This is a genomic window from Gordonia sp. (in: high G+C Gram-positive bacteria) (assembly GCF_047600565.1).
Taxonomy (GTDB): domain Bacteria; phylum Actinomycetota; class Actinomycetes; order Mycobacteriales; family Mycobacteriaceae; genus Gordonia.
Genome location: NZ_JASGKN010000001.1, coordinates 2,337,815 through 2,353,155 on the forward strand (window position 1 = coordinate 2,337,815; position 15,341 = coordinate 2,353,155).

At 67.0% G+C, this 15,341-nt stretch carries 15 protein-coding genes and 2 pseudogenes; 11 read left to right on the plus strand and 6 right to left on the minus strand.

Features of this window, described 5'->3' with window-relative positions:
• Nucleotides 1-18: 18 nt before the first annotated feature.
• Together dnaN and dnaA are read right to left on the minus strand one after the other, a co-directional pair.
• Nucleotides 19-1,221 carry a DNA polymerase III subunit beta gene (gene dnaN, locus QM774_RS11390; RefSeq protein ID WP_414975983.1) on the minus strand — a complete coding sequence of 401 codons (1,203 nt, stop codon included), beginning with the start codon at nucleotides 1,219-1,221 and terminating at the stop codon, nucleotides 19-21.
• A 489-nt stretch (nucleotides 1,222-1,710) separates the two neighbouring features.
• Nucleotides 1,711-3,192, minus strand: coding sequence for a chromosomal replication initiator protein DnaA (gene dnaA, locus QM774_RS11395; protein WP_414975984.1), 1,482 nt, complete (start codon nucleotides 3,190-3,192; stop codon nucleotides 1,711-1,713).
• A gap of 338 nt (nucleotides 3,193-3,530) precedes the next feature.
• Here dnaA and rpmH point away from each other — a divergent pair, with 338 nt between their 5' ends.
• The 9 genes and pseudogenes from rpmH to QM774_RS11440 all read left to right on the plus strand — a co-directional run bounded on the left by rpmH (nucleotide 3,531) and on the right by QM774_RS11440 (nucleotide 10,623).
• Nucleotides 3,531-3,674: a 50S ribosomal protein L34 gene (gene rpmH / locus QM774_RS11400; RefSeq protein ID WP_414975985.1), complete on the plus strand. Its 144-nt coding sequence runs from the start codon at nucleotides 3,531-3,533 to the stop codon at nucleotides 3,672-3,674.
• Between the two features lie 27 nt (nucleotides 3,675-3,701).
• The gene (gene rnpA, locus QM774_RS11405; protein WP_414975986.1) at nucleotides 3,702-4,085 is read left to right on the plus strand and encodes a ribonuclease P protein component; all 384 of its coding nucleotides are present in this window, start codon (nucleotides 3,702-3,704) and stop codon (nucleotides 4,083-4,085) included.
• The gene (gene yidD, locus QM774_RS11410; protein WP_414975987.1) at nucleotides 4,085-4,381 is read left to right on the plus strand and encodes a membrane protein insertion efficiency factor YidD; all 297 of its coding nucleotides are present in this window, start codon (nucleotides 4,085-4,087) and stop codon (nucleotides 4,379-4,381) included. Before rnpA ends, yidD begins: the two co-directional genes overlap by 1 nt.
• A gap of 3 nt (nucleotides 4,382-4,384) precedes the next feature.
• Nucleotides 4,385-5,332 (plus strand): annotated as a pseudogene (gene yidC / locus QM774_RS11415) (membrane protein insertase YidC); the annotation flags it as partial.
• A 1,029-nt stretch (nucleotides 5,333-6,361) separates the two neighbouring features.
• Complete coding sequence (locus tag QM774_RS11420) at nucleotides 6,362-6,916, plus strand: protein jag (RefSeq protein ID WP_414975988.1); 555 nt, start codon at nucleotides 6,362-6,364, stop codon at nucleotides 6,914-6,916.
• Nucleotides 6,917-7,062: 146 nt separating this feature from the next.
• Nucleotides 7,063-7,758, plus strand: coding sequence for a 16S rRNA (guanine(527)-N(7))-methyltransferase RsmG (gene rsmG, locus QM774_RS11425; RefSeq protein WP_414975989.1), 696 nt, complete (start codon nucleotides 7,063-7,065; stop codon nucleotides 7,756-7,758).
• An 80-nt stretch (nucleotides 7,759-7,838) separates the two neighbouring features.
• Nucleotides 7,839-8,780, plus strand: coding sequence for a ParA family protein (locus QM774_RS11430; RefSeq protein ID WP_414975990.1), 942 nt, complete (start codon nucleotides 7,839-7,841; stop codon nucleotides 8,778-8,780).
• Nucleotides 8,777-9,778, plus strand: coding sequence for a ParB/RepB/Spo0J family partition protein (locus QM774_RS11435; protein ID WP_414975991.1), 1,002 nt, complete (start codon nucleotides 8,777-8,779; stop codon nucleotides 9,776-9,778). The genes QM774_RS11430 and QM774_RS11435 overlap by 4 nt, the downstream gene beginning before the upstream one ends.
• 104 nt (nucleotides 9,779-9,882) lie before the next feature.
• A complete protein-coding gene (locus tag QM774_RS11440) occupies nucleotides 9,883-10,623 on the plus strand; it encodes a hypothetical protein (protein ID WP_414975992.1) in 741 nt (246 codons plus the stop codon).
• Nucleotide 10,624: 1 nt separating this feature from the next.
• Here the strand turns inward: QM774_RS11440 and QM774_RS11445 are convergent.
• The 3 genes and pseudogenes from QM774_RS11445 to trxB form a co-directional block, all read right to left on the minus strand.
• Nucleotides 10,625-11,765 (minus strand): annotated as a pseudogene (locus QM774_RS11445) (N-acetylmuramoyl-L-alanine amidase).
• 117 nt (nucleotides 11,766-11,882) lie between these two features.
• On the minus strand, nucleotides 11,883-12,218 hold the full coding sequence (gene trxA / locus QM774_RS11450; RefSeq protein WP_414975993.1) for a thioredoxin: 336 nt from the start codon (nucleotides 12,216-12,218) through the stop codon (nucleotides 11,883-11,885).
• A gap of 46 nt (nucleotides 12,219-12,264) precedes the next feature.
• On the minus strand, nucleotides 12,265-13,203 hold the full coding sequence (trxB, locus tag QM774_RS11455; protein ID WP_414975994.1) for a thioredoxin-disulfide reductase: 939 nt from the start codon (nucleotides 13,201-13,203) through the stop codon (nucleotides 12,265-12,267).
• Between the two features lie 112 nt (nucleotides 13,204-13,315).
• Here trxB and QM774_RS11460 point away from each other — a divergent pair, with 112 nt between their 5' ends.
• On the plus strand, nucleotides 13,316-13,618 hold the full coding sequence (locus QM774_RS11460) for a hypothetical protein (protein ID WP_414975995.1): 303 nt from the start codon (nucleotides 13,316-13,318) through the stop codon (nucleotides 13,616-13,618).
• Here the strand turns inward: QM774_RS11460 and QM774_RS11465 are convergent.
• Nucleotides 13,615-14,316, minus strand: a complete 702-nt coding sequence (locus tag QM774_RS11465; protein WP_414975996.1) for a TetR/AcrR family transcriptional regulator — start codon at nucleotides 14,314-14,316, stop codon at nucleotides 13,615-13,617. The two genes, QM774_RS11460 and QM774_RS11465, sit on opposite strands and share 4 nt — an antisense overlap.
• A 114-nt stretch (nucleotides 14,317-14,430) precedes the next feature.
• Between QM774_RS11465 and QM774_RS11470 the strand changes: the two genes are divergently transcribed.
• Complete coding sequence (locus tag QM774_RS11470; protein ID WP_414975997.1) at nucleotides 14,431-15,339, plus strand: sterol desaturase family protein; 909 nt, start codon at nucleotides 14,431-14,433, stop codon at nucleotides 15,337-15,339.
• The last annotated feature ends 2 nt before the right edge of the window (nucleotides 15,340-15,341 follow it).

The following is a 15,341-nucleotide window of genomic DNA, read 5'->3' on the forward strand; positions in this document are numbered from 1 at the left end:
CGATCGGTGAAGTGACGGTCAGCCCGGCAGGCGGACCGGCATGAGTAGGTAACTGAACTCGCTGTCGGGAGCGACGAACGCCCCGGTCTCGTCGGCGACGGGATCGGCACCGGACGAAGGACGCAGGACGGCGGGGCGGATCGCGGCACGACGTTCACCGGAACCGTCCGGTTCGGGATTGGTGAAACCGAACTCGACCGTCTCGGCGCCGATGGCGGCCAACCCGTCGAGCAGGTACGTGGGGTTGAACGCGATCAGAATCGGTTCGCCGTAGAACTGGACGTCGAGCGCCTCTTCGGCCTTGCCGGCTTCGTCGCCGCCGGCCGTCAGCATCACTGAGTCGCCGGAGAAGTCCATCCGGATCTGCGCACCGCGCTCGGCGACCAGCGACACACGCTTGATCGCCTCGATCAGCGAAGCACTGTTGATCGACGCCACCGAGGTGTGGCTGGCCGGAAACAGCTGGCGGAACTTCGGGAACTCGGCGTCGAGCAGTCGCGTGGTGGTCTTCTTCGCGTTGCTGGTGATGCCCAGGATGCCGTCGGCGCCGATGGCTTCGGGTGAACCGAAGGCCACTTCGACGGAACCGGCGTGGTCGGCGCCGGCGGAACGAGCCGCCTCGGCCAGAGTCTTCGCCGGAACCAGTGCGGCACCGGTCGCCGACGCGGAGGCCGGAGCCCACTGCAGTTCCCGGACCGCCAGGCGGAAACGGTCGGTGGCGGCCAGAACGACACGGTCGCCCTCGATCTCCACCCGGATGCCGGTCAGCATCGGAAGGGTGTCGTCACGGCCGGCGGCGACGGCGACCTGCGATACGGCCTCGGCGAACAGATCGCCGGGGACGGTGCCGGTCGGCTCCGGAACGGTCGGAAGTTCGGGGTAGTCCTCGACCGGCATGGTCGGCAGGGAGAACTTGGAGCTGCCGCACGAGATCGCGACGCGGGCACCGTCGATGCTCACGTCGACGGGCTTGGCCGGGAGGGCACGGGTGATGTCGGCGAGCAGACGGCCGGAGACCAGGACGGTTCCCGGCTCGGCGACCTCGGCGGAGATGGTTTCGGTCGCGGACACCTCGTAGTCGAACCCGGCGACCTGCAGTCCGGTATCGCCGGCGGTCAGAACGACACAGCCGAGGACGGGGACGGGCGGTCGAGTGGGAAGGCTCCGGGCGACCCATGCGACGGCATCAGCGAACTCGTCGCGAACGACACGAAACTTCATCTGCTGGTTAAGCCCTTCTCGACAAGCCGACAGTCACGAAGGTGTGACTGACCCGGCGAGGAAACGATCGCCGGAACCCACTCTAGAGCGCGAGACGTGAGTGGGTGCAGTGAGTCCGGTGATGCGGGGCCCTTCTCCTCAGCGCCGGGCGGACGGAGTCCGTCCGGCTGTGTATCCCCAATCCTGTTTTGAAAAGAAGATTCCTAGAGAGAAATTCTTATCAGTAATAGGTCCTGTGGAATCTGTGGACAGCGTCCGACGATGCTGGTGACACGGCGCGGCGCGGTGTGGAGTCGTTGGGGACGCGCATCGTGGACAGTTCAGCGGCGATGTGGACGGAGCATTTCATCCACTTTCCGTACACGGTCGGTCCACAGCCGGGCCCCGGTTTGTCACCAGGTTGTCCACACGGCTTTCGCCGCGGGGTCACCTGCATGAATCCGATGACGAGGCTCCCGCGCAACTCTCAAGCAGCACCCGAGGGTCGGGTCAGCGGGCGCGCTGTTTGATGCGGGCGGTCAGCTGCTGGACGTCGTCGTAGACGTCCGGCTTCTCACCCAGGTCCTTACGGATCTTCCGCTCGGCATGCATGACGGTGGTGTGATCGCGATTGAACGCCTCACCGATGCGCGGCAGCGACAGATCGGTGAGCTCGCGACACAGATACATGGAGATCTGACGCGGCCGCACGATGTCGCGCCCCTTCGCCGGACCGCGCAGATCCTCGACACTGATGTCGAAGTAGTCCGCCGTGATCGCGAGGATGCTGGCCGCGCTGATGTCGGGGGCGCCGGCATCGGGCATCAGTGCCTTCAAGACCACCTCGGCGAGCGGCAGATCCAGTTCGGCGTTCTGCAGCGACGCGAACGCCGTCACGCGGATGAGCGCTCCCTCGAGCTCGCGGATGTTGCGTTCGATCTTCGACGCGATCAGCTCGAGCACGTCATCCGGTGCCGCGAGGCCGTCCATCTGCGCCTTCTTCCGGAGGATCGCGATGCGCGTCTCCAGATCCGGGGGCTGGACGTCGGTGATCAGGCCCCATTCGAATCGGGTGCGCAGACGATCCTCGAGTGTGGCGAGCATGCGCGGCGGACGATCCGACGAGACGACGATCTGCTTGTTGCTGTTGTGCAGCACGTTGAAGGTATGGAAGAACTCCTCCTGGATACCTTCCTTGCCTTCCAGGAACTGGATGTCGTCGACCAGCAGCATGTCGACGTCGCGGTAGCGCTTCTTGAACGCCATCTGCCGATCATCACGCAGCGAGTTGATGAAGTCGTTGGTGAACTCTTCGGTCGACACGTACTTCACACGCATCCCCGGGAACAGTCGTTGCGCGTAATGGCCGGCGGCGTGCAGCAGATGCGTCTTGCCCAGACCGGACTCGCCCCAGATGAAGAGCGGGTTGTAGGCGCGGGCCGGCGCTTCGGCGACCGCGACCGCCGAGGCGTGTGCGAAACGATTGGACGCACCGATCACGAAGGTGTCGAAGGTGTACTTCGGATGCAGCGTCGTGGTGCTCGGAGTGGGTGCGGTGGTGCCGCGATCATCGAAGTAGGTGGCCCAGTCCCGGGTCTGCGGTGCGGACGAATCCGATTCGGGGCGGGGAGCGAACGTGTCGGCGGGTTCGTCATCGACGACCGGCTCGGTCGCGGCCGGCGACTCGATCGGTTCGACGGTCTCGGACTCGGGGGCCTCGGCGATGCGCACGGCGATCTCGACCGGCTGACCGAGATGCCGGGACAACGACGAACTGATCTGTTCACGCAGCCGGCGCTCCACCTGTTCCTGCACCAATGCGTTCGGCACGGTCAGCAAGGCGAAGCCGGCGGTGATCGTCAACGGATTGACCAGTGACAGCCACGCCTTCTGGGGAGGCGTCAGCGGCGGGGAGTCGGGGTCGAGATCGTTGGTGAGCTCGTTGACGACCTGTTGCCAGACATCACGGAACGACTCGGTGTCGTCGGCCACGCTCTCCCCCTTCGGTTATTCGGTGTGAATCCGGCGCTCGTCCACAAGCGTCGGCTCGCCGGAACAGAGACAAACCTGCACCTGGCGAGCGGAGTATCCACAATGTTATCCACACTTGTGGAGTACAGGCGCGGAGTAGTCCACAGTCCGACCGCCCTGGATGAAAGCCGATCAGGATATCCGAGGATAGTCGCAAGTTTGATTTGGACACGCCCGGACCAGTACCCTCGACAGGTCGCCCACACGCGTCCGCTGGCTGGTTCGCCCGGTCACTCCGGCAACCGAAGCCACCGCACGTGGGCCGTAGACCACCAGCAGTACAGAACCGAGGAGTTCCCATGGCCAAGGGGAAGCGCACTTTCCAGCCGAACAACCGTCGTCGTGCCCGCAAGCACGGCTTCCGTCTGCGCATGCGGACCCGTGCCGGTCGCAGCATCATCTCCGGTCGTCGTACCAAGGGCCGCGCCAAGCTCAGCGCCTGAGACGCGTGAAGTCTGCCGGCCCCTTCGGTGTCTGCCGACTCGACGCGGATCTCGCGTAGCGCCGACTTCGCCCGCACACTCGACAAGGGTGTGCGGGTTTCGGCGCATGATGTGGTGATTCATATCGCGCCCGTCCCGCAGGACTTCCCCGACTCGACGGGGATCCGTGAGGACGTTTCACTTCACGGCGGTCCCTGGCTCGGACTGATCGTCTCCAAGAAGGTCGGCAACGCCGTCGTCCGCCATCGGGTCGCTCGACGGCTTCGTCACGCTTTCGCCGCCAGCAAGGATGCCCTCCCGACGCCGGAGAGCTACGTGGTCCTGCGCGCGCGCCCGAGTGCGGCCGGCTGTTCGTCGGCCGACCTCGCCGAGCAGCTGCGCCGGGGCTTCGGTCGGGGAAAGCGGGCGTGATGGTCGACCAGATCCGGCTGTTTCCGCGCCGGGCCGTCATCTTCCTCATCGAGCTGTACCGCTCGTACGTCTCGCCGATGCGTCTGCCGACGTGCCGGTTCGAACCGACCTGCAGCGGGTACGCCGTCGAGGCGCTCGAGGTCCACGGGTTCTTCGTGGGCGGAGCGCTGTCGATCTGGCGACTGCTCAAATGCGGGCCGTGGCACAAGCCGGGATACGACCCGGTGCCGCCGCGCCACCACCATGCTTCCGTCACCGATGTCGCAACCGCGACGACTTCAGATAGGGGTCAGTGAGCCGTGCTCAACTTCATCTACTACCCGATCTCCTGGATCATGTGGGTCTGGCATTGGCTGTTCGACGCAGTCCTGCCGAACACCGCCGGGTGGAACGGCATCGCCTGGGCGCTGTCGGTCATCTTCCTGGTCTTCACCCTGCGCGCCATCCTGTACAAGCCGTTCGTCAAGCAGATCCGCACGACGAAGCAGATGCAGGAGATCAATCCGCAGATGCAGGCGATCCGTAAGAAGTACGCGAACGATCGCGTGAAGATGACCGAGGAGATGCAGAAGCTCCAGAAGGAGCACGGCTTCAACCCGCTCCTGGGCTGCCTCCCGATGCTGCTGCAGGTGCCGGTCTTCATCGGCCTGTTCCATGTGCTGCGGTCGTTCAACCGCATGGGCACCAATCCCGACGGCAGCACCAGCAAGCTGCACTTCGGCAGTTCCAGCCTGAACCTGACGGTCGAGCAGACCCGGAGCTACAGCAACTACGGCTTCAGCGGTGAGCTCGTCCAGAACTTCCTCGACGCGCGACTCTTCGGTGTCCCGCTCTCGTCGTACATCACCGAGCCGGTCCACCAGTTCCAGGCGTTCGTCGAACCGGGTCACGCCATCGATTTCGCGCGCTGGCAGATCGTCGCCGTGGCGGTGCCGTTGATGCTGATCTCGTCGTTCGCGACGCACATGAACTCTCGCGCCTCGGTGGCCCGTCAGAGCCCGGAGGCCGCGGACAACCCGCAGACCCGGATCATGAACAAGCTGGCGCTGTACGTGTTCCCGCTCGGCATCCTGGTGTCCGGCTTCATCTTCCCCGTCGCGATCCTTCTGTACTGGATGGCGAACAACGCGTGGACCTACGGACAGCAGCACATCGTGTTCGGCCGTATCGCGAAGGAAGAGGATCACGCCCGCGCCATCAAGGAAGAGAAGCGCAAGGCCGCCGCCCCCCGCCCCGGCGAGAAGCCGCTGCCGAGCAACTTCGATCCGCGCAAGACCATGAACCGCGGCTTCACCGCACTGGCCGAGGGGCGCACCAGCGACGCCGACGGTGAGTTCCGGAAGGTCGTTCGCTACGGCCAGCGCAACGCCGACTGGAAGTACCGCGACCGCAACGGCCTGGTGCAGGCCGCCGGTCAGGTGGTCCGCAACTCCAGCGATCAGGATCTGAAGACCGCGGCCGCAGCCACGTGGGTCGACGCCGCGCGCAAGGACGCCGGCGCCGACGACGCGAACCTGGGAGCCCTCGAAGACTTCCTGACTCTGCGCCGCGCGCAGCTGGTGTCCTGGCTGGGCGAGGGACACAACACGCGACTGACCACCGTGATGCGCGACGACAGCGCACAGCTGAGCGCCTACGAGCAGGCGTGGTCGGATGCCAATCCGGACTCTCCGCTCCCCTCGCTCGGCAAGGAGCGCCGGGCCGAGTTCGCGCGCCTGACGTCGATCGGACTGTTCCGTGAGGGCAAGTACGACGACGCCCGCACCTACGCGCGCCAGGCCGCGAGCATCTACGAGGATCTCCGTTCGGAGGCCGCCGAGGCTCCCGCCGGCTCGATCGATGTGGCCGACGTGGAGCAGAAGCTGGCACAGGTCCGGCTGATCGCGGCGGCGCCGGCCGGTTCCGGCCTCAAGCGCCTCGCGGGCGGCAAGGGCGGAGGCACCCCGGCCGACGGCCAGGAGGGCCTGGCACTGCTGGCGGGTACTCCGGCCGAAGCCGTCGCGAGCCGGTGGCTGGCGGCACCGACCGACAAGGAGGCGACCGGTGCGCTGATCGAGTCGGTCCTGACCGTGTCCGGTGACGATCCGTGGCTCAGCACGACCGCCTCGGATGCTCCCGACGCCAAGACCCTCCAGGGCGGCACCGCCGCTCCGGCGAAGACCGCGGCCAAGAAGGCGCCGGCGAAGAAGGCCGGCGCCAAGGGCGGCAAGAGCAAGAAGGGCCGCCGGTAACCACCCGGCGTGCACGAGAACTTCTGACAGATGAGTGAGGTAGAGATGACTAGCGAAGCAGAGGCTCCGGTGGAGGAGACCACGGCTGAGGACACGGCCGCACCCGAGGCGGGCACCGACGAACGTGAGCTGACCGAGGAGGAGCGTCTCGTCGAAGAGGGAGAGATCGCCGGCGATTACCTCGAGCAGCTGCTCGACGTTCTGGACTTCGACGGCGACATCGACCTGGACGTCGACGGCGACCGGGCGATCGTGAGCATCGACGGCGGCGACGACCTGGATCAGCTCGTCGGCCGCAAGGGCGAGGTGCTCGACGCTCTCCAGGAGTTGACCCGTCTGGCCGTGCAGCAGGCGACCGGCGACCGCAGCCGGCTGATGCTGGACGTCGCCCGGTGGCGTGCGGATCGTCGCACCCGTCTGGCGCAGCAGGGCACGGATGTGGCCGAGCGCGTGCGGGAGACCGGTGAGCGCGAAGAGCTGGAGCCGATGACCCCGTTCGAGCGGAAGATCGTGCACGACGCGGTCGCCGCGGTCGACGGTGTCTACAGCGAGAGCGAGGGCGCCGAGCCCAAGCGTCGTGTGGTGGTCATCAAGGAGTGACTCGCCTACCCTGACGAGAGAAGAGAGCCCCCGGCCATCGGCCGGGGCTTTCTTCGTTCTGGGGACGATAATCACACGCGTGTAGTTCGAGACGTTCCACGTGAAACACCGCGGGTTCGTGGAACGGTGTACCGGGAGGATCCTTCATGACCAAGCAAGTGCAAGAGTGCGAGGCACAGCCGGAGAGTGCGGCCACCGTGTTCGGTGACCGGACCGAGCTGGCCGCGGCGTACGCACGACTCCTCGCCGACGAGGGTGTGCTGCGCGGGCTGATCGGTCCGAGTGAGCCGGCACGACTGTGGACGAGGCATCTGCTCAACTGCGGCGTCCTGTCCGAGGCGATCGAGCAGGACGAGTCCGTCGTCGACATCGGCAGTGGAGCGGGCCTGCCCGGTATCCCGCTCGCCATCGCGCGGCCCGACGTCTCGGTGACCCTCGTGGAGCCCCTCCTCCGGCGCACCGTCTTTCTCGACGAGGTCGTCGAGGAGCTCGGTCTGGACAACGTGACCGTCGTGCGCGGGCGAGCGGAAGAAGCCGCGGTCCGAGCCGAGGTCGGCGAAGCGGACGTGTGCACCTCACGGGCCGTCGCTCCCCTCGATCGGCTGGCGAAGTGGTCGGCTCCTCTGATCCGGGTCGGCGGCCGCCTCGTCGCCCTGAAGGGAAGTTCGGCCCCCGAGGAGATCGCGGCGCACCGGGAGGCGGTTGCCCGGCTCGGTCTGACCGGTCTGCGGACGGTCACGATCGGCGAGGGAATCGTGGACCCGCCCTCGATCGCCGTGGTGGGTGATCGGGTCGCCGTCGCCGCAGACGGTAAGCGCCGGCGGAGCGCGAAGAAGCGGTAGCCGCGACGGTCACCTGGCGATTGGTGTCCGTCGTACCGACAACGCAGAATGAGTGAAGACGACCGAAGAGGAGCACAGCCGTGCAGAGCAATGACGGAGCCGTTTCACGTGAAACGCCCTCCCCGATCGGCGAGAGCTATGCCGACACCCCGATCGCCGCGGCGGCGGAGCGGGCCAGTCAGGTCTTGACGCCGGGGGCCGCCGGCACGCTGCCGCGCCCGCCCCGTCCGCGCGTCATCACCGTCGCGAATCAGAAGGGCGGCGTCGGTAAGACCACCTCGGCGGTCAACCTCGCCGCCGGTCTCGCGCTCCGCGGACTCCGGGTCTTGGTCATCGACCTCGATCCTCAGGGCAACGCCAGTACGGCACTGGGGATCGATCACCGTGCCCCCGGGATCAACTCGGTCTACGAGATGCTGCTCGACGAGGTCCCCCTGCGGGACGCCATCCAGCGGTCGCCGGCCAATGAGAACCTGTTCTGCGTGCCGTCCACCCTGGACCTGGCAGGCGCCGAGATCGAGCTCGTCTCGGTGGTCGCACGCGAGAGCCGTCTCCGGAACGCACTCAACGACGACGTACTCGCGGAGATGGGATTCGACTACGTCCTCATCGACTGCCCGCCGTCGCTGGGCCTGCTGACCGTCAACGCGATGGTCGCGGCGCGTGAAGTCCTGATTCCGATCCAGTGCGAGTACTACGCCCTGGAGGGCGTGGGGCAGCTCCTGCGCAACATCGAGATGGTGCAGGCCCACCTCAACCCGCAGCTGCACGTCTCCACGATCCTGCTGACGATGTACGACGCCCGCACCAAGCTGGCCGACCAGGTGGCCGCCGAGGTCCGCGGTCACTTCGGCGACAAGGTGCTGTCGACGATCATCCCCCGCAGCGTCAAGGTCTCCGAGGCTCCCGGCTTCGGCATGACCATCATCGACTACGACCCCGGTTCGCGGGGATCCATGAGCTACCTGGACGCGGCGCGTGAGCTCGCGCTGCAGGGTGCACGGAAGGACGACGTTCAGTGAGTCAGCAGAAGCGAGGCGGCCTCGGCCGCGGTCTGGCGGCCCTCATCCCCACCGGTCCGGTGGAGGGCGACGAGAACTCCGCGCCGGGCGGTGCCAACACGACCCGGATGGGCTCGGCGGCCGCCGACGTCGTCATCGGCGGTGCACCCGCCACCGACACCGGCACCGTCGACGAGGTGGGCGCCGTCTATCGGGAGATCCCGCCGGCCCAGATCGAGCCCAATCCCGATCAGCCGCGCACCGTCTTCGACGAAGAGGCGATGGCCGAGCTGGAGCACTCGATCCGCGAGTTCGGCCTCATGCAGCCGATCGTCGTGCGTGAGCTGCCCTCCCCCAAGGCGGGCGGCGTCCGCTATCAGCTCATCATGGGCGAGCGCCGCTGGCGCGCGAGCACGGCCGTCGGTCTGGAGGCGATCCCCGCGATCGTCCGTGAGACCAGTGACGGTGATCTGCTGCGCGACGCGCTGCTGGAGAACATCCACCGGGCCCAGCTGAATCCCTTGGAAGAGGCGGCCGCCTACCAGCAGCTGCTGGAGGAGTTCGGCGTCACCCACGAGGAGCTCGCGAACCGGCTCGGCCGTTCGCGCCCGGTGATCACCAACATGATCCGTCTGCTCAAGCTGCCGGTGCCGGTTCAGCGCCGCGTCGCCGCGGGCGTCTTGTCCGCCGGCCATGCCCGCGCACTGCTCGCTCTGGAGAACGGCCAGGATGCTCAGGAGGCTCTCGCCGCCCGCATCGTCGCCGAGGGACTGTCGGTCCGAGCGACCGAGGAGGCGGTGACCCTCGCCAACCGTGAGGGTGCGCCGGATCCGGCGACCCCGGGCAAGAAGCGGCCGCCCCTCGTCATGCCGGGACTGCAGGACGTCGCCGAGCGGCTGTCCGATCGACTCGACACCAAGGTGACGGTGAGCCTCGCGAAGAAGAAAGGCAAGATCGTCATCGAATTCGGGTCGGTGGACGACCTCGAACGCATCGTCGAGATCATCGACGGAAAATAGGCGAAATCGGACATCGGAGACCCCCTACCGGGGCCACCGGTCCGAAACGTCACTGTGACACCGGCATTTTCGGCCGGTGACGGCCAGGTGGAAGGAGGGGTTCGGTGCGCGTGTCGATCTCGCCGCTCGAGTTGGACGGCTTCGACCGCCTGCCTCTCCACAACCGCCGGTGCGTCTTCTGGGAAGTCGACCCCGACGGAGGCACCGACACCCTCGACGCCGCACTCACCGGTTCCCCCGGTGGCTATGAGAGCGAGTTCGACAAGGAGGCCTGGGTCTCCGGTCTGATGCTCGAATGGGGCACGTGCTGTCAGGTCGCCGTCGAGGAGTCCACGGGCCGGATCGTCGGCACCGCCTTCTACGCGCCACCGGGCCGGGTGCCGCGGGCCAAACGCTTCCCCACCGCCCCGGTCAGTCCGGATGCGATCCTGCTGACCGCCATCGGCACCGAGCCGGGATTCGAGGACTACCGGGCGGCACTGCTCGACGCCGTCGTCGCCGACGTGATCGGCCGTGGTGCCCGTGCCGTGGAGGCCTTCGGACTCACCGCCACCGATTCGGGGCTGGCCGGCGATCTGGTGTCACTGCTTCTCGGTGGCGGCGCCGCCGACAATGTCTGCCGGCAGTGCCTCATGGACACCGGACTGCTCGCCGAGGCCGGGTTCGAGGTGATCGCCCCGGATCAGTATCTGCCCCGGCTGCGTCTCGATCTGAATCAGGGACTGGGCTGGAAGTCTCAGGTCGAGCGTGCGCTGGAGAAGCTTCTCATCTCGGAAACCGTTGCACTGCAAGGAGTTTCGCGTCCGATGGTACCGGCGCACGCCCGGCGCGGATCGTCCGGCTAGATCAGTACGGGAGCTGCTCGGCCGCCAGCAGGTCGGCGAACGTGTAGGTGCCGGTCGGGCGGTCGTTCTCGCCCTGGAGGTAGAGCCGTTTCACGGCGACGAGGATCGCATCGGCGAGTGTGTCGCGGAAATCGGGATCGGCGAGCAGCGCCGCGTCGTGCGGGTTGGTGATGTAGCCCGACTCGATGACGACCGCCGGCATACGCGTCAGGCGCAGCACGTTCCAGGTGCGGCCGTGGGTGCGGCAGTCCTGCAGCGGAGTGCGCGCGGCGACCTCACGCTGGATGTAGCCGGCCAGGTTGCGCCCGATGGTCGAGTACGAGCCGTGGTGGGTGCCGAAGAAGAACGACGCGACACCGTTGGCGCGGTCGTTCTTGTAGTGGCCCACGCGGAGGGCGATGAGCAGATCGGCGTCGATGACGTTCGCGACCTTCGCCCGCTCCTGGTCGGTCGGACGCGAACTGCGATCGTGCGAGAGGAACGTGGTCATGCCGGCGGCCGACATGCGGCCCTCCAGACGGGCCGCCAGATCCCACAGGAGCTCGTTCTCGTCCTCGCCGCCGTCGGCACTACCCGGATCGATGAGGATCTTCTTGCCGGACAGCTGGGGGCCGCTGCGCCGCACATGCTCTTCCTCGCGGATGGCGTGAGGGGAACCACCGGTGACACGCGAACCGAGCCGCTCCAGCGACCGCAGGGTCTCCGGTCCGCAGAATGCCGTCCGAGGAGAGCCCGTACTCGCTCTGATAGAGGCACACCGCGTGATGGGTGTCCTCTTCGAAACGGCCGTCGACCAGACCGTGATAGAAGCCGAGGTTCTGCAGCCGGGCCTGCAGCGTGGCCACGTCGTCGCCGGTCATGGTGCCGGCCAGACGGAACAGCAGGACGCGGCTGCCCAGACGGTACGAGGCCTCCCGCAGCGCGTTGTACGTGGCGGTGCCGACGACGCCGTCGGCGGTCAGGCCGCGCGTCTGCTGGAAAGCGCGGACGGCGCGCTCGCAGTCGGCGTCGAAGACGTCGTCGGAGCGCACGGCGTGCCGGCCGGAAGGCTGCTGGTCGTCGTCGAGGAGGTCGAGCGAGGTGAGGATGCCGCGGATCTCGGCGACGCCGGGACCTGTATCCCCCACACGCAGAATCGACATCGGCGAGACCGCCTCCCTTCTCAATCGTCGTCCATTGTCTCAGCCTTCGACCGGCCGCGACAAATGAACAGCGCTATGTGTCGCGAACCTCAGTATCGCTTCGGTGACCGTCGACGGTCAGGCGGCGTCGCCGAGGTACGGGGCGAGCTGCCGCAGGATGAACGACTTCGACTTGGCGCCGGTGATGGTGACCTCGGGCTTGCCGCCGGAGAACAGGATCAGGGTGGGGATCGACATGATCTGCAGATCGCTCATCAGAGCCTGGTTGGCGTCGGCGTCCACCTTGGCCACCGTGATGGTGTCGGCGTGGTCCTTGGCGATCTCGTCGACCACCGGCGCGATCATCCGGCACGGGCCGCACCAGGTGGCCCAGAAGTCGACGAGGACAGGCTTGTCGGACTCGAGGACCTCGGCCTGGAACGTGTCGGTGGTGACGGTGATGGGGGCGGTCATGAGGGATCTCCTTCTAGTCGGAACAGAGTGTCGGTGACGCCGGGCGTCACTCCTGGGCGGCCAGCCAGCGCTCGGCGTCGATGGCGGCGCTGCAGCCGCTGCCGGCGGCCGTGATGGCCTGGCGGTACGTGTGGTCCACGAGGTCACCGCAGGCGAAGACGCCCGGAACGTTCGTGTAGGTGCTGCGGCCGTCGACCTTCACGTACCCGTCGTCGTCGACGTCCACCTGCCCGCGCACCAGGTCGCTGCGCGGATCGTGGCCGATCGCGACGAACATGCCGGTGGCAGCGAGGGTGGTGGTGTCGCCGGTCCGGGTGTCCTCGATGACCAGCTCGTTGACCCCGCCGTCGCCCTTCACCTCGGCGACCGTCGCATTGGTCAGGAACTCGATCTTCGGGTTCTCCTTGGCGCGTTCCAGCATGATCTTGGAGGCGCGGAACTCGTCGCGACGGTGGATCAGCGTGACCTTGCGGGCGAACTTGGTGAGGAAGGTGGCCTCCTCCATCGCCGAGTCGCCGCCGCCGACCACGACGATGTCCTGGTCTTTGAAGAAGAAGCCGTCGCAGGTGGCGCAGGCCGAGACGCCGCGGCCCAGGAAGTCCTGCTCACCGGGAACGTCGAGGTACCGGGCGGCGGCACCCATCGCGAGGATCACGGTCTTGGCGCGATACACGTCGCCGGCGACCTCGACGTCCTTGACATCGCCGGTCAGGCGGATCGCGTCCACCTCCTCGGTGCGCAGGTCGGCGCCGAAGCGCAGCGCCTGCTCGCGCATCTCGTCCATCAGTTCCGGGCCCTGGATGCCTTCGCGGAAGCCGGGGAAGTTCTCCACCTCGGTGGTGGTCATCAGCGCGCCGCCGAAGGCGATGCCTTCGAAGACGACGGGCTTGAGTTCTGCGCGGGCCGCGTAGATCGCGGCGGTGTAGCCGGCCGGACCGGATCCCACGATGATCACGTCATGGATCTGGTTGTCGGTGTCGGTCATCGGTCCTCCGTCGAGATGTCGTGCGCGCGATCGCAATGTGCAACACCAGAGTAGGGGCTGGTGTTCCCCGGGCCGGGATGTGGGCCCGCTGGACCGGACCTATCCTGACCGGGTGAAGTCTTGGAGTGCGGCACGACCGGTCGGACGCGGCGTGGCCCGCGGTGAATTGCAGCTCACCGACACCCATGTGGTGTTCGAGCCGAAGGGGCTGGCGTCCCGCGTGGACGGCACCCGGTTCTCGGTCGCGCTGACCTTCGTCGCGGCGGTCGCCGGTGTGCCCGGCACCGGCGGCTTCTTCTCCGGCGGCAAGGCCCCGCAGCTGTGCTTGACGCTCGGCGACGGCTCCCAGTGGATGTTCGTCGTCAAAGGGCTCGACGACGCCGTCGAGGCGATCAGCGAGAGGATCGGGACCTAGGAGTCGGCCCGGAACACCTGGTTGTAGATGCCGACCATCATCTGCGTGATGACGTCGTGGATCGCCTCGGGGGTGAACAGGTCCGGGCCGGCGGCGTCGCTGATCGGGGTGGTGGCGGCCATCTGCCAGTCGACCAGGAGCTGGGTGATGGCGCCGACCAGACCGATGGCGGCCAGGCGGTCGCTCTGGGTCGGATTCTCGCGGCGCGGCGTGAAACCGAGGATCATCGACGCCCAGTCGTGAATGGCGCCGAGGCGCAGCTGCTCGAGGGCGGGGCTGACGCCGACGACCTCGATGAGGATGACACGGGCGCGCCGCGGATCCTGAGCCAGGTTGTCGATGAAGGCGCCGAACGTGGTGCGTGCCAGTTCCGGGATGGCCTCGGCCGGGACGGGTCCCCCGTCGGCGACCCCGGGCACGGTCTGCAGGAATCCGGCGGCGCCGGTGAGGGTGGCGTTGCGCAGTTCCTCGACGCTGGCGTTGTAAACCGCGGCGAGGAGGTCTTCACGGTCGGAGAAGGACTCGTAGAAGTAGCGCTGAGTGAGGCCCGCTTCGTCGCAGATCTTCTTCACCGGAACGTTGGGATACCCCTCGGTGCCGAAGAGCTGGAGCCCGGCTTCGATGAGGGCGGCACGCCGCTGTTCGCGACGCTTTTCCGCGCTCACTCCGCCGTATACGCGTTCCTTGCGCTCTGTCATGAGGGATGATTCTACGGATCGGGGTTGCGAAAAGGGGTACCGGACCCGGTACCATCTAACACAGTTACTATCTGACACGGCACCGTGTCAGAAACTGATGAAGGATCTGGAGACATGCTCGACTTCCTCCCCGCCGCGATGCGTGAGCCCACCGTGCTCGCGATTCCCTTCTTCGTGATCATGCTCGGACTCGAGTACTTCGCCGCCGCGAAGCTCGAACACGACGAGAAGACCGACGACGGCCGCCACGAGCGCGGCGCCTACGACAGCAAGGACACCAAGGCCTCGCTGTGGATGGGCTTCGTCTCGATCTTCACCTCGGCGTTCGGCAAGTTCATCGCCCTCTTCGGCTACAGCGCGCTGTACACCTACGTCGCGCCGTGGCAGCTGCCGATCGGCGCCTGGTACACCTGGGTCATCGCCTTCGTGGCCCTGGACTTCCTGTTCTACTGGGAGCACCGCACCGCGCACCGCGTCCGCCTCGTCTGGGCCACCCACCAGGCGCACCACTCCAGCGAGTACTTCAACTTCTCCACCGCCCTGCGCCAGAAGTGGAACAACTCGCTCAGCATGATCATGTGGGCGCCGCTCACCGCCCTCGGCTTTCCGCCGGCCGTCGTGTTCGCCTGCTACTCGCTGAATCTCGTCTACCAGTTCTGGATCCACACCGAGCGGGTGGAGAAGCTCCCCCGCCCCATCGAGTTCGTGATGAACACCCCGTCGCATCACCGCGTGCATCACGGCAGCGATCCGGAGTACCTGGACCGCAACTACGGCGGCACCCTCATCATCTGGGATCGCCTCTTCGGCAGCTTCCAGCCCGAACTGTTCCGCCCGCACTACGGGCTCACCAAGCCGGTCGGCACCTTCAACATCTGGAAGCTGCAGACGCACGAGTACGTGAATCTGGCGCACGACGTCGCCGGCGCTCCCCGCGTCCGCGACAAGCTGGGCTACATCTTCGGCCCGCCGGGCTGGGAGCCGGCCGCCCTCAAGGAGCAGCGCGAGAAGCTCGCGGCCTGACC